General features: G+C 54.8%; 8 protein-coding genes. 7 read left to right on the forward strand and 1 reads right to left on the reverse strand.

Annotated elements, in window-relative coordinates; genetic code table 11:
- Positions 1-189: 189 nt before the first annotated feature.
- The 7 genes from IB196_RS14035 to yegQ all read left to right on the forward strand — a co-directional run bounded on the left by IB196_RS14035 (position 190) and on the right by yegQ (position 12,698).
- Positions 190-1,437 (forward strand): MdtA/MuxA family multidrug efflux RND transporter periplasmic adaptor subunit, encoded by a 1,248-nt coding sequence (locus IB196_RS14035; protein ID WP_188232512.1) that lies wholly within the window; start codon positions 190-192, stop codon positions 1,435-1,437.
- Complete coding sequence (locus tag IB196_RS14040; protein WP_188232513.1) at positions 1,437-4,559, forward strand: MdtB/MuxB family multidrug efflux RND transporter permease subunit; 3,123 nt, start codon at positions 1,437-1,439, stop codon at positions 4,557-4,559. The genes IB196_RS14035 and IB196_RS14040 overlap by 1 nt, the downstream gene beginning before the upstream one ends.
- Positions 4,560-7,640, forward strand: coding sequence for a multidrug efflux RND transporter permease subunit MdtC (gene mdtC / locus IB196_RS14045; protein WP_188232514.1), 3,081 nt, complete (start codon positions 4,560-4,562; stop codon positions 7,638-7,640).
- A complete protein-coding gene (locus tag IB196_RS14050) occupies positions 7,637-9,052 on the forward strand; it encodes an MFS transporter (RefSeq protein ID WP_149691693.1) in 1,416 nt (471 codons plus the stop codon). Before mdtC ends, IB196_RS14050 begins: the two co-directional genes overlap by 4 nt.
- Positions 9,049-10,452 carry a two-component system sensor histidine kinase BaeS gene (gene baeS, locus IB196_RS14055; protein WP_005128351.1) on the forward strand — a complete coding sequence of 468 codons (1,404 nt, stop codon included), beginning with the start codon at positions 9,049-9,051 and terminating at the stop codon, positions 10,450-10,452. Before IB196_RS14050 ends, baeS begins: the two co-directional genes overlap by 4 nt.
- Positions 10,449-11,171 (forward strand): two-component system response regulator BaeR, encoded by a 723-nt coding sequence (gene baeR, locus IB196_RS14060; protein ID WP_149691694.1) that lies wholly within the window; start codon positions 10,449-10,451, stop codon positions 11,169-11,171. Before baeS ends, baeR begins: the two co-directional genes overlap by 4 nt.
- Positions 11,172-11,336: 165 nt before the next feature.
- A complete protein-coding gene (yegQ, locus tag IB196_RS14065) occupies positions 11,337-12,698 on the forward strand; it encodes a tRNA 5-hydroxyuridine modification protein YegQ (RefSeq protein ID WP_040231866.1) in 1,362 nt (453 codons plus the stop codon).
- Positions 12,699-12,967: 269 nt separating this feature from the next.
- Here yegQ and clpA read toward each other — a convergent pair whose 3' ends face one another.
- The gene (gene clpA / locus IB196_RS14070) at positions 12,968-15,244 is read right to left on the reverse strand and encodes an ATP-dependent Clp protease ATP-binding subunit ClpA (RefSeq protein WP_048212056.1); all 2,277 of its coding nucleotides are present in this window, start codon (positions 15,242-15,244) and stop codon (positions 12,968-12,970) included.
- Positions 15,245-15,254 lie beyond the last annotated feature (10 nt).

A 15,254-nucleotide genomic window follows, 5' to 3' on the forward strand; every position in this document is an offset into this window, starting at 1 on the left:
GACCACACTCTGGCACACTATTCCGCATTGGTGATTTTCGCTGCTGATTGTTGCGTAATGCCTCGCAAAGCCGCGCCGTCATTCAGACGAATCCCGACAGTGTTTCATAATTCCTCCATTTTTCTCCCTTGTTCACTGGCTAAACTAGTATCATTCCGCGAAACGTTTCAGGATGAGAAACTCATAACAATGAAAGGCCGTAACAAATCCCGCTGGGTGATAGTAATTGTGATCGTCGTGGCCGCCATCGCCGCCTTCTGGTTCTGGCAAAGTCACAGCGAACCCCAGGGAACAGCCCCCGGCGCAACCCGTCAGACGCAACCCGCTCCGGCTACGGGACGACGAGGAATGCGTTCCGGTCCGTTGGCTCCGGTTCAGGCGGCCACGGCAGTCGAACAAGCGGTTCCACGCTATCTGACCGGGCTGGGTACCATTACTGCCGCGAACACCGCGACGGTACGCAGTCGCGTGGACGGACAGCTCATCGCCATACACTTTCAGGAAGGGCAACAGGTGAAAGCCGGCGATCTGCTGGCAGAGATCGACCCGAGCCAGTTTAACGTTGCGTTAGCTCAGGCGCAGGGTCAGCTAGCGAAAGATAAAGCCACGCTGGCCAATGCTCATCGCGACCTCGCCCGCTATCAGCAATTGGTCAAAACGAATCTGGTCTCTCGTCAGGAGCTGGATGCACAACAGGCGCTGGTCAACGAAACACAAGGGACGATAAAAGCCGATGAAGCCAGCGTCGCCAGCGCGCAATTGCAACTCGACTGGAGCCGGGTAACGGCACCTGTTGATGGTCGGGTGGGCCTGAAGCTTGTGGATGTGGGTAACCAGATATCCAGCAGCGATACCACCGGGATTGTCGTCATTACACAAACCCATCCTATTGATCTGGTTTTCACTTTGCCAGAGAACGATATCGCGACCGTCGTACAGGCACAGAAATCGGGGACGCCTCTGAAAGTTGAGGCCTGGGACCGTACCAACTCGCAAAAACTGAGCGAAGGCGTGCTGCTGAGCCTCGACAACCAGATTGACGCCACCACCGGCACCATCAAAGCAAAGGCCCGCTTTAACAACCAGGACGATGCCTTGTTCCCGAATCAGTTTGTTAACGCTCGCATGCTCGTCGATACGGAACAAAATGCCGTCGTGATCCCGACTGCCGCACTACAAATGGGTAACGAAGGCCACTTTGTCTGGGTGCTGAACAGCGACAACAAAGTCAGCAAACATCTGGTTAAACCGGGTATTCAGGACAGTCAGAACGTCGTTATCTCCGCCGGACTGTCCACGGGCGATCGCGTCGTCACCGACGGGATTGATCGTCTGACGGAAGGGGCTAAAGTCGAGGTCGTGGAAGCTCACGCCGCCACCATTAGCGACGACAAAGCCGCACCGCGCGGCTATGGCAAAAAAGGAGCGCGCTCCTGATGCAGGTGTTACCTCCCGGCAATACAGGCGGCCCGTCCCGCCTGTTTATTCTGCGCCCCGTCGCCACCACGTTGCTGATGGTCGCGATCCTGCTTACTGGTATCATCGGCTATCGTTTCCTGCCCATTGCGGCATTGCCGGAAGTGGATTACCCCACCATTCAGGTCATAACGCTCTATCCCGGAGCCAGCCCGGATGTCATGACGTCTGCGGTTACCGCTCCGCTTGAACGCCAGTTCGGGCAGATGTCCGGCCTGAAACAAATGTCCTCCCAAAGTTCCGGTGGTGCATCGGTCGTCACGTTGCAGTTTCAACTGACCCTGCCACTGGATGTTGCCGAGCAGGAAGTTCAGGCCGCCATCAATGCTGCTACCAATTTATTGCCGAGTGATCTGCCTAACCCACCGGTCTACAGCAAAGTTAATCCAGCAGATCCGCCAATCATGACGCTGGCCGTCACCTCGACCGCCATGCCGATGACGCAGGTGGAAGATATGGTGGAAACCCGCGTCGCACAGAAAATCTCCCAGGTTTCTGGTGTTGGCCTGGTGACACTTTCTGGCGGCCAGCGTCCGGCGGTCCGCGTGAAGCTTAACGCACAGGCGATTGCAGCGCTCGGTCTGACCAGCGAAACCATCCGTACGGCCATCACCGGTGCCAACGTTAATTCAGCGAAAGGAAGTCTTGATGGCCCAACGCGTGCCGTCACGCTTTCAGCCAATGACCAGATGCAGTCCGCGGACGAATATCGTCAACTGATTGTGGCCTATAAAAATGGCGCGCCGGTGCGCCTCGGCGATATCGCCACCGTCGAACAAGGGGCAGAAAACAGCTGGCTGGGCGCGTGGGCCAATAAGCAACAAGCCATTGTAATGAATGTGCAGCGCCAGCCTGGGGCGAACATCATCTCCACGGCAGACAGTATCCGGCAAATGCTGCCGCAACTGACGGAAAGCCTGCCGAAATCAGTTAAGGTCAGCGTGCTTTCTGATCGTACCACCAATATTCGTGCCTCTGTTGCAGACACCCAGTTCGAGCTGATGCTGGCGATAGCGCTGGTGGTGATGATTATCTACCTGTTTCTGCGCAATGTTCCGGCGACGATTATTCCCGCCGTCGCCGTACCGCTATCGCTAGTCGGCACCTTCGCGGTGATGGTATTTCTTGATTTCTCCATCAACAACCTGACCTTAATGGCGCTGACCATCGCCACAGGTTTTGTGGTGGATGATGCCATTGTGGTTATCGAGAATATTTCGCGCTATATCGAAAAAGGGGAAAAACCACTGGCCGCAGCCCTGAAAGGTGCAGGCGAGATTGGTTTTACCATCATCTCCCTGACGTTTTCATTGATTGCGGTATTGATCCCACTGCTATTCATGGGCGATATCGTCGGGCGCTTGTTCCGTGAATTCGCCGTTACGCTGGCGGTGTCGATTCTGATTTCCGCCGTCGTATCGCTAACCCTTACACCGATGATGTGCGCGCGCATGCTCAGTCAGGCGTCATTGCGTAAGCAAAACCGCTTCTCCCGCGCCTCAGAAAAAATGTTCGATCGTGTAATTGCCGGGTACGGGCACTGGCTGGCAAAAGTGCTTAACCATCCGTGGCTCACGCTGAGCGTAGCCCTCGGTACGCTGGCGCTGAGCGTCATGCTGTGGGTTTTCATCCCCAAAGGCTTCTTCCCAATTCAGGATAACGGCATTATTCAGGGTACGCTACAGGCACCACAGTCCAGTTCATTCACCAGCATGGCCGAGCGCCAGCGTCAGGTTTCAGATGTCATCCTTAACGATCCGGCGGTAGAGAGCCTGACCGCGTTTGTTGGCGTAGATGGTACGAATCCGGCATTAAACAGCGCGCGTTTGCAAATCAACCTTAAACCGCTGGATGAACGTGACGATCGCGTGCAGAAAGTGATCGCACGGTTACAGGACGCGGTTGACAGAGTCCCCGGCGTTGACCTCTACCTTCAGCCGACCCAGGATCTGACAATTGATACCCAGGTCAGCCGAACGCAATATCAGTTCACGCTGCAAGCAACTTCCCTGGATGCCCTCAGCACCTGGGTTCCGCAACTGTTAGCAAAACTACAGCAGCTACCACAACTGTCCGATGTCAGCAGCGACTGGCAGGACAAAGGACTGGTGGCGTATGTGAATGTCAATCGTGACAGTGCCAGCCGTTTAGGGATCAGTATGGCGGATGTCGATAACGCCCTGTATAACGCCTTCGGACAGCGTTTGATTTCAACTATCTACACGCAAGCCAACCAGTATCGCGTGGTGTTAGAGCATAATACTGACACCACACCTGGACTTGCAGCGCTGGATACCATTCGTCTAACCAGTAGCGATGGCGGAATCGTACCGCTCAGCGCGATCGCCAGCATTGAGCAGCGTTTTGCCCCGCTGTCGATTAACCACCTCGATCAGTTCCCGGTCACCACCATCTCATTCAACGTGCCGGACGGTCATTCGCTGGGCGATGCGGTACAGGCGATTCTGGATGCCGAAAAAACGCTTAACCTGCCCGCGAATATTACCACCCAGTTCCAGGGCAGTACCCTCGCCTTCCAGGCTGCGTTGGGCAACACTATCTGGTTGATTGTGGCCGCGGTTGTGGCGATGTATATCGTGCTCGGCGTGTTGTATGAGAGCTTTATTCACCCGATTACCATTCTCTCCACACTGCCTACGGCGGGCGTCGGAGCGCTGCTGGCGTTAATGATTGCCGGCAGTGAACTGGACGTCATCGCGATTATCGGCATTATTTTGCTCATCGGGATCGTCAAGAAAAACGCCATCATGATGATCGACTTTGCTCTTGCCGCTGAACGCGAACAGGGCATGGCGCCGCGCGACGCGATTTTCCAGGCGTGTTTACTGCGTTTTCGCCCGATCCTGATGACCACGCTGGCAGCACTGCTCGGCGCGTTGCCGCTGATGCTGAGCACCGGCGTAGGTGCAGAGTTACGCCGCCCATTAGGGATTGGCATGGTCGGCGGTCTGTTGGTAAGTCAGGTATTAACCCTGTTTACCACGCCGGTGATTTATCTGTTGTTTGATCGACTGTCGCTGTACGTGAAAAGCTGCTTCCCGCGTCAGGAAGAGGAAGCGTAAATGAAATTTTTCGCGCTTGTCATTCATCGGCCGGTGGCGACCATTCTCATTTCGGTGGCTATCACCCTGTGCGGTATTCTGGGCTTTCGTCTGTTGCCGGTCGCTCCGCTGCCGCAGGTGGATTTTCCGGTGATTATGGTCAGCGCATCATTACCCGGCGCCTCCCCTGAAACAATGGCCTCCTCGGTCGCGACCCCGCTGGAGCGCTCGCTTGGGCGCATCGCGGGTGTGAACGAAATGACCTCAAGCAGTTCGCTTGGCAGTACGCGGATTATTCTCGAATTCAAATTTGACCGTGACATCAATGGCGCAGCGCGGGACGTTCAGGCTGCGATTAACGCGGCGCAAAGCCTGCTACCCAGCGGGATGCCAAGCCGACCAACGTATCGCAAAGCTAACCCTTCCGATGCGCCAATCATGATCCTGACGCTGACATCAGACACGTACTCGCAAGGTGAATTATACGATTTCGCATCGACGCAACTGGCGCAGACCATCGCGCAAATCGACGGTGTGGGCGACGTGGACGTTGGAGGCAGTTCTCTGCCTGCCGTGCGGGTAGGACTCAACCCGCAGGCGCTCTTTAACCAGGGCGTGTCACTGGACGACGTGCGTAGCGCGATCGACAATGCCAACGTGCGTAAGCCGCAGGGCGCTATCGAGAATGATACCCATCGCTGGCAGGTACAAACTAACGATGAGCTGAAAACCGCCGCCGAATATCAACCGATTATCATCCACTATAACAACGGCGCAGCGGTGCGACTGGGTGATGTTGCGTCTATAACCGACTCTGTACAGGACGTTCGTAACGCGGGGATGACCAACGCCAAACCGGCCATTCTGCTGATGATCCGCAAGCTACCGGAAGCCAATATTATTCAGACGGTAGATAGCATTCGCGCCAAATTACCGGAGTTACAAACGCTGGTCCCGGCCGCCATCGATCTGCAAATCGCCCAGGACCGTTCACCGACCATTCGCGCTTCACTAGAGGAAGTCGAACAGACGCTGATTATCTCCGTGGCGCTGGTTATCCTGGTGGTGTTTGTCTTCCTGCGATCCGGGCGTGCGACTCTGATCCCCGCGGTAGCGGTTCCGGTCTCGCTGATCGGTACCTTTGCCGCCATGTATCTGTGCGGATTCAGCCTCAACAACCTGTCGTTGATGGCGCTAACCATCGCCACCGGATTTGTCGTCGATGATGCCATTGTGGTACTGGAGAACATTGCGCGCCATCTCGAAGCAGGAATGAAACCGTTACAGGCGGCGCTACAGGGCACGCGCGAGGTGGGATTCACCGTGCTTTCCATGAGCCTGTCGCTGGTGGCGGTATTCCTGCCGCTGCTGTTAATGGGCGGATTGCCTGGACGCCTGCTGCGCGAATTTGCCGTCACGCTGTCGGTTGCCATCGGTATTTCACTGCTGGTATCGCTGACGTTGACGCCGATGATGTGCGGCTGGATGCTCAAATCCAGCACGCCACGCGAACAGTCGCGTAAGCGAGGATTTGGCCGCGTACTGGTGGCATTACAACAAAGCTACGCCACCTCGCTGAAGTGGGTGCTACGCCACACGCGCATGGTGGGCGTGGTGCTACTCGCAACCATTGCCCTGAACGTCTGGCTCTATATTTCAATCCCCAAAACCTTCTTCCCGGAGCAGGATACCGGCGTACTCATGGGCGGGATCCAGGCCGACCAGAGCATCTCTTTCCAGGCGATGCGCGGCAAACTGCAGGACTTTATGAAGATCATCCGCGACGATCCTGCGGTGAATAACGTCACCGGATTTACCGGCGGCTCACGCGTCAACAGCGGAATGATGTTTATCACCCTGAAGCCACGTGGAGAACGTCACGAAACGGCGCAACAGGTGATCGACCGCCTGCGGGTCGCGCTTGCCAAAGAACCCGGCGCAAACCTGTTTCTGATGGCGGTGCAGGATATTCGCGTCGGCGGTCGCCAGGCTAATGCCAGCTACCAATACACTCTGTTGTCAGATGACCTCGCCGCACTACGCGAATGGGAACCGAAAATTCGTAAGGCGCTGGCCACCCTGCCCCAGTTGGCGGACGTCAACTCCGATCAGCAGGACAATGGTGCCGAGATGAACCTTATCTACGATCGCGACACCATGTCTCGTCTTGGGATCGACGTCGCAGCCGCCAACAGCCTGCTGAATAACGCCTTTGGACAACGGCAAATTTCGACTATTTATCAACCGATGAACCAGTACAAAGTGGTGATGGAGGTCGATCGGCGTTACACCCAGGACATCAGCGCCCTGGACAAAATGTTCGTCATCAACAATGACGGTAAGGCGATCCCGTTATCGTACTTTGCCAAATGGCAACCGGCGAATGCCCCGCTGTCGGTAAACCATCAGGGATTATCTGCCGCCTCAACCGTGTCGTTTAACCTGCCGACGGGTTCTTCACTCTCTGAAGCGACAGAGGCCATCAACCGAACCATGACCCAGCTCGGCGTTCCCTCCACGGTTCGCGGCAGCTTTGCCGGTACCGCGCAGGTATTTCAGGACACCATGAACTCGCAGGTGATCCTGATTATCGCCGCCATCGCCACGGTCTACATCGTGCTGGGCATGCTGTATGAAAGCTATGTTCACCCGCTGACCATTCTCTCCACGCTACCTTCAGCGGGCGTCGGGGCTTTGCTGGCGCTGGAGCTGTTCAATGCCCCGTTCAGCCTAATCGCCCTGATAGGGATCATGCTATTAATTGGCATTGTGAAGAAAAACGCCATCATGATGGTCGATTTTGCGCTGGAAGCGCAGAGAAATGGCAATTTGCAGCCGGAAGAAGCGATTTTCCAGGCCTGTCTGCTGCGCTTTCGCCCAATAATGATGACCACGCTGGCGGCGTTGTTCGGCGCACTGCCGCTGGTGTTATCCGCAGGAGATGGCTCTGAACTGCGCCAGCCGTTGGGGATAACCATTGTTGGCGGGCTGGTTGTCAGTCAGCTACTGACACTGTACACCACTCCGGTGGTCTATCTCTTTTTCGACCGTCTGCGTCTGCGTTTTTCGCGTAAAAACAGCAAACCGGTAGCAGAGTTATGACAGAACTTCCCGACAGCACCCGCTGGCAACTTTGGATTGTGGCATTTGGTTTTTTTATGCAGTCGTTGGATACCACCATCGTCAACACCGCGCTTCCCTCGATGGCGGCAAGCCTCGGGGAAAGCCCGTTACACATGCATATGGTCATTGTGTCATATGTTTTAACCGTTGCCGTCATGCTCCCCGCCAGCGGCTGGCTGGCGGACAAAGTTGGCGTGCGTAATATCTTCTTCACCGCGATTATTCTGTTTACGCTGGGATCGTTTTTTTGCGCCTGGTCCGGAACGCTGAATGAACTGGTGATGGCTCGCGTGTTACAAGGTGTAGGCGGCGCAATGATGGTGCCCGTCGGCAGGTTGACGGTGATGAAAATCGTCCCACGCGAGCAATACATGGCGGCAATGACATTCGTCACTTTGCCCGGTCAGATTGGTCCACTTCTGGGCCCGGCATTAGGTGGTATCCTGGTGGAATATGCCTCCTGGCACTGGATATTTCTGATTAACATTCCGGTTGGCATTGTCGGGGCAATTGCGACGTTAATGCTGATGCCCAACTACACCATGCAAACTCGCCGTTTCGATCTTTCTGGATTCATGATGCTGGCTGCCGGCATGGCGGTACTTACGTTAGCGCTCGATGGTAGTAAAGGAACCGGCATTTCCCACATCACGCTGGCAGCGCTGATTATCTGTGGCGTACTGGCGATCCTGCTGTATCTCAAACACGCCCACAACAACCCTCGTGCACTGTTTAGCCTGCATCTGTTTCGTACACACACCTTCTCGTTAGGCCTGTTTGGCAGCTTTGCCGGGCGGATTGGCAGCGGGATGTTACCGTTCATGACCCCGGTATTCCTGCAGATTGGATTGGGTTTTTCGCCATTTCATGCCGGACTGATGATGATCCCGATGGTGCTGGGCAGTATGGGCATGAAGCGCATTGTGGTGCAGGTCGTTAACCGGTATGGCTACCGTCGCGTACTGGTCACCACCACGCTTGGCCTGTCGCTGGTCAGCCTGTTGCTGATGGGCACCGCATTACTCGGTTGGTATTACGCCCTGCCGTTCATACTGTTCTTACAGGGAATGGTCAATTCTACCCGCTTCTCCTCGATGAACACGCTGACGCTAAAAGACCTGCCGGATGACCTCGCGAGCAGCGGCAACAGCCTGCTGTCGATGATCATGCAGCTGTCGATGAGTATTGGGGTAACCATCGCCGGTCTGTTGTTAGGCATGTTCGGGCAGCAACATATCGCCATCGACAGCGCGTCTACGCATACCGTCTTTATGTATACCTGGCTGTGCATTGCGTTCCTTATCGCACTGCCCGCCATCATTTTTGCCCGCGTGCCGAACGACACGCAGACCAACGCGGTGATTTCACGGCGCAAAAGGAGCACCCGATGAAGTTCTGGCGACCCGGTATCACCGGCAAACTGTTTCTGGCTATTTTCGCCACCTGCATTGTATTGCTGATCAGTATGCACTGGGCCGTGCGCATTAGCTTCGAACGCGGTTTTATTGACTACATCAAACACGGTAACGAACAACGACTGCAAATGCTCAGCGATGCCCTTGGCGAGCAGTATGAGCAGCACGGCAACTGGCGATTTTTACGTAACAACGATCGTTTTATCTTTCAGATCCTGCGCTCATTTGAACACGACAATGACGATGATAAACCGGGACCCGGCATGCCGCCGCACGGTTGGCGTACGCAATTCTGGGTGGTTGATCAAAGTGCCAGCGTGCTGGTCGGCCCGCGCGGTCCCGTACCGCGTGACGGCACTCGCCGCCCGATCCGCGTCAACGGTCTCGAAGTTGGTGCCGTCATCGCCTCACCCGTTGAACGGCTGACGCGCAATACGGATATTAACTTCGATAAACAACAGCGGCGCACCAGTTGGCTGATCGTCGCGCTCTCCACAATACTGGCTGCACTGGCAACATTTACGCTGGCACGTAGCCTGCTGGCCCCCGTCAAACGGCTGGTGGACGGCACGCACAAACTGGCAGCTGGCGATTTCACCACTCGCGTTGTACCGACCAGTACGGATGAGCTGGGCAAACTGGCGCAGGATTTCAACCAGCTCGCCAGTACGCTGGAAAAAAACCAGCAGATGCGCCGGGACTTTATGGCTGATATCTCTCACGAACTGCGCACGCCGCTGGCAGTTTTGCGCGGCGAACTCGAAGCCATCCAGGATGGTGTACGTCAGTTTACCCCGGATTCGGTAGCCTCACTGCAGGCCGAAGTGGGTACGCTCACCAAACTGGTAGACGATCTCCATCAGCTTTCTATGTCTGATGAAGGTGCGCTGGCCTATCAGAAAACCTCTCTGGACCTGATCCCTCTGCTGGAAGTGGCGAGCGGCGCGTTTCGCGAACGTTTCGCCAGCCGTGGACTGACGATCCAACTTTCACTCCCGGACAGCATGACGGTCTTTGGCGACAGGGATCGCCTGATGCAACTGTTTAACAACCTACTGGAAAACAGCCTGCGCTACACCGACAGCGGTGGCGGTCTGCATATCAGCGCCGAACAGCGCGAGCGGATGGTGTTATTAACCTTCGCCGATTCCGCCCCCGGCGTTAGCGACGAACAGTTACAGAAACTGTTTGAACGTTTTTATCGTACCGAAGGGTCCCGTAATCGGGCCAGCGGAGGATCCGGGCTGGGGCTGGCGATTTGCGTCAACATTGTCCAGGCGCATAATGGTCTGATCCGCGCCGCCCATTCGCCTTTTGGCGGGGTTAGCATTACAGTAGAGTTACCGCTGGAACGCGATTTACAGAGAGATGTATGACTGAGTTACCCATTGATGAAAACACGCCGCGTATTCTGATCGTGGAAGACGAGCCCAAGCTGGGGCAACTGCTCATCGACTACCTGCGTGCGGCAAGCTATGCCCCTACGCTCATCAATCACGGCGATCTGGTGTTGCCTTACGTACGCCAGACGCCGCCCGATATGATCTTGTTGGATCTGATGCTGCCCGGTACCGACGGTCTGACTCTGTGTCGGGAGATTCGCCGTTTCTCGGAAGTCCCCATCATGATGGTAACCGCTAAAATCGAAGAGATTGACCGCCTGCTGGGGCTGGAGATCGGTGCAGATGACTACATTTGTAAACCGTACAGCCCGCGGGAAGTCGTCGCACGAGTGAAAACGATCCTGCGCCGTTGTAAACCACAGCGCGAGTTGCAACAGATGGATGCAGACAGTCCGCTGATCGTCGATGAAGGCCGTTTTCAGGCATCGTGGCGTGGAAAAATGCTCGACCTGACGCCCGCTGAATTTCGCTTACTCAAAACGCTGTCGCATGAACCGGGAAAAGTATTCTCCCGCGAGCAATTGCTCAACCATCTCTACGATGACTACCGCGTCGTTACCGACCGTACCATCGACAGCCATATCAAGAACCTGCGCCGTAAACTGGAATCGCTTGATACAGAGCAGTCGTTTATCCGCGCGGTCTATGGCGTAGGATATCGCTGGGAAGCCGATGCCTGCCGGATTGCTTAATCTGCCAGAAGTCAAAAAGGCCGGGTAAGGCGAAACGCCCACCCGGCACAATAACTTTACCTGCCCGTCACGCAGCGATACAATGCCCGCCCTTAATATGGGGGCACTCCCCCAACCGCTTCATTCAGTGAAGCGAGTCTGACCTGTCATCAGAACGAGAAAACTATGTTTAAACCGGAACTCCTTTCCCCGGCGGGAACGCTGAAAAATATGCGTTACGCTTTCGCCTATGGCGCAGATGCTGTGTATGCGGGCCAACCGCGTTACTCTCTGCGTGTACGCAACAACGAATTCAACCACGAAAACCTGCAGCTCGGCATTAATGAAGCCCATGAACTGGGTAAAAAATTCTATGTGGTGGTTAACATTGCCCCACATAACGCCAAGCTGAAAACCTTCATTCGTGACCTGAAACCCGTTGTGGAAATGGGGCCGGATGCGCTGATCATGTCCGATCCTGGCCTGATCATGCTGGTGCGCGAGAACTTCCCCGATATGGACATTCACCTGTCGGTACAGGCTAACGCCGTAAACTGGGCAACGGTAAAATTCTGGAAGCAAATGGGACTGACCCGCGTGATCCTGTCCCGCGAACTGTCGCTGGAAGAAATTGAAGAGATCCGCACCCAGGTTCCGGATATGGAGATTGAAATCTTCGTGCACGGCGCGCTGTGCATGGCCTACTCCGGCCGTTGCCTGCTCTCCGGCTACATCAACAAGCGCGACCCTAACCAGGGTACCTGTACCAACGCCTGCCGCTGGGAATACAACGTGCAGGAAGGGAAAGAAGATGTAGTGGGTAATATCGTACACAAATACGAACCCATCCCGGTACAAAACGTGGAACCGACGCTTGGGATCGGCGCGCCTACGGACAAAGTGTTTATGATTGAAGAAGCCCAGCGTCCGGGTGAATACATGACCGCGTTCGAAGACGAACACGGTACTTACATCATGAACTCAAAAGATTTGCGTGCCATTGCCCACGTTGAACGCCTGACCCAGATGGGCGTGCATTCGCTGAAAATCGAAGGCCGTACCAAGTCTTACTATTACTGCGCCCGTACCGCACAGGTCTATCGTAAAGCCATTGACGATGCTGCAGCCGGTAAACCGTTCGATCCGCAACTGCTGGAAACACTGGAAGGCCTGGCGCACCGTGGTTATACCGAAGGATTCCTGCGCCGCCATACGCATGACGACTATCAGAACTACGAATACGGTTTTTCTGTTTCCGAACGTCAGCAGTTTGTCGGTGAATTCACCGGCGAACGTAAAGGCGATCTGGCCGCTGTGCTGGTGAAAAACAAATTCACCGTCGGTGACAGTCTGGAGCTGATGACGCCGCAGGGTAACGTCAATTTCACCCTTGAGCAGATGGAAAACGCCAAAGGCGAAGCGATGCCCGTTGCGCCTGGTGATGGTTATACCGTGTGGATGCCCGTGCCGCAGGATATCGATCTGAATTATGCATTGTTGATGCGTAATTTTGCCGGTGAGTCCACGCGCAACCCACATGCTAAGTAGTTAATTACGGTTATTTTTCAGCGTTCGGAAGATTCTTAGAAATCGATCACATACCGTTTCGTTCATTAAGGGTATTATCCCACCCGCTGAAAAACATAACCCATAAATGCTAGCTGTACCAGGAACCACCTCCTTAGCCTGCGTAATCTCCCTTACGCAGGCTTATTTTTTGCCTGCCGTTTAAACTCTCCGAGTCCCCCCAATTCAAATCACTACTTTCAGGCGAAAAAAAACCGGGCATTACACCCGGTTTATTATGTAATTAGAAATTAATGGGCAGCTTCTGGCTTGTGCTTTTGTGCACTCTGAAAACCATAGGTCAGCTCATTTTTTTCTTTGTCCAGCGCGACGGTAACCTGACCACCATCCACCAGCGAACCAAACAGCAATTCGTTGGCCAATGGTTTTTTCAGGTTGTCCTGAACCACTCGCGTCATTGGACGTGCGCCCATTGCGCGGTCGTAGCCTTTTTCCGCCAGCCAGTTACGTGCTTCCTGACTCACTTCCAGAGAGACACCTTTCTGATCCAGCTGAACCTGCAGCTCGACAATAAATTTATCCACCACCTGATGAATCACCTCAGTAGAGAGATGATCGAACCAGATAATGTTGTCGAGGCGGTTACGGAATTCCGGCGTAAACACTTTTTTGATTTCGCCCATCGCATCAGTACTGTTGTCCTGATGAATAAGCCCAATCGATTTACGCTCAGTTTCACGTACCCCGGCGTTGGTCGTCATCACCAGCACCACGTTGCGGAAATCCGCTTTACGTCCGTTATTGTCAGTCAGCGTACCGTTATCCATGACCTGCAGCAGCAGGTTAAAGACATCCGGGTGCGCTTTTTCAATTTCATCCAGCAGCAGTACAGCATGCGGATGCTTAATCACCGCATCGGTCAGTAAACCGCCCTGGTCAAAACCGACATACCCTGGAGGCGCACCAATCAAGCGGCTGACAGTATGACGTTCCATATATTCGGACATATCAAAACGCAGCAATTCGATGCCCAGCGCTTTAGACAACTGCACCGTGACTTCGGTCTTACCGACGCCAGTCGGTCCGGCGAACAGGAACGAACCGACAGGCTTATGCTCATGACCCAGACCGGCACGGCTCATTTTGATCGCTTCGGTCAGTGCTTCAATGGCTTTATCCTGCCCGAATACCAGCATTTTCAGACGGTTGCCCAGATTTTTCAGCGTATCACGATCGCTCTGCGAAACGCTCTTCTCCGGGATCCGCGCAATGCGAGCCACCACGGACTCAATATCTGCCACGTTGACGGTTTTCTTGCGCTTGCTGACCGGCATCAGACGCGCACGTGCGCCCGCTTCATCAATCACATCAATCGCTTTATCCGGCAGATGACGATCGTTAATGTATTTCACTGCCAGTTCGACCGCTGCACGTACCGCTTTGGCGGTGTAACGAACGTCATGGTGCGCTTCGTACTTCGGTTTCAGACCGTTGATGATCTGCACGGTCTCTTCCACTGACGGCTCAGTGATATCGATTTTCTGGAAGCGACGCGCTAACGCACGGTCTTTCTCAAAGATATTGCTGAACTCCTGATAAGTGGTTGAACCTATCACACGGATTTTCCCGCTGGAGAGCAGCGGCTTGATCAGGTTAGCCGCATCCACCTGGCCGCCCGATGCCGCACCCGCACCGATAATGGTGTGGATCTCATCGATAAACAGAATGCTGTTGGTATCCTGTTCCAGTTGTTTCAGCAGCGCCTTAAAGCGTTTTTCAAAATCACCGCGGTATTTGGTGCCTGCCAGCAGCGAACCGATATCCAGAGAGTACAGCGTACAATCAGCCATCACTTCCGGCACATCCCCCTGAACAATACGCCAGGCGAGACCTTCGGCAATCGCCGTTTTCCCGACGCCGGATTCACCCACCAGCAGTGGGTTATTTTTACGCCGACGACACAGTACCTGAATGGCGCGCTCCAGCTCTTTGTCCCGGCCAATAAGCGGATCAATCCCGCCCACGCGAGCCAGCTGGTTAAGGTTAGTCGTGAAGTTCTCCATACGGTCCTCCCCGCCAGCTTGCTCTTCGTTATTTGGCTGATTCCCGGAGTCAGAAGACTGACTCGGTTCATCTTTACGCGTGCCATGAGAAATGAAATTCACCACATCCAGGCGACTGACTTCATGCTTACGCAGCAGATAGGCCGCCTGTGACTCCTGCTCGCTGAAGATAGCAACCAGCACATTAGCGCCAGTCACTTCATTGCGCCCGGAGGACTGAACATGAAAGACAGCGCGTTGCAAAACACGCTGAAAACTCAACGTCGGCTGCGTGTCGCGCTCTTCTTCGCTGGCAGGCAATACGGGTGTGGTTTGTTCAATGAAGGCTTCGAGTTCCTGACGGAGCGCCACAAGATCCACAGAACACGCTTCCAGCGCTTCGCGGGCCGATGGGTTACTGAGCAACGCCAGTAACAAGTGCTCGACGGTCATAAACTCATGTCGGTGCTCGCGCGCTCTGGCGAAAGCCATATTTAAACTGAGTTCCAGTTCTTGATTGAGCATAGGCACCTCC

Source organism: Citrobacter sp. C6_1 (genome assembly GCF_014596835.2).
GTDB lineage: Bacteria > Pseudomonadota > Gammaproteobacteria > Enterobacterales > Enterobacteriaceae > Citrobacter > Citrobacter pasteurii.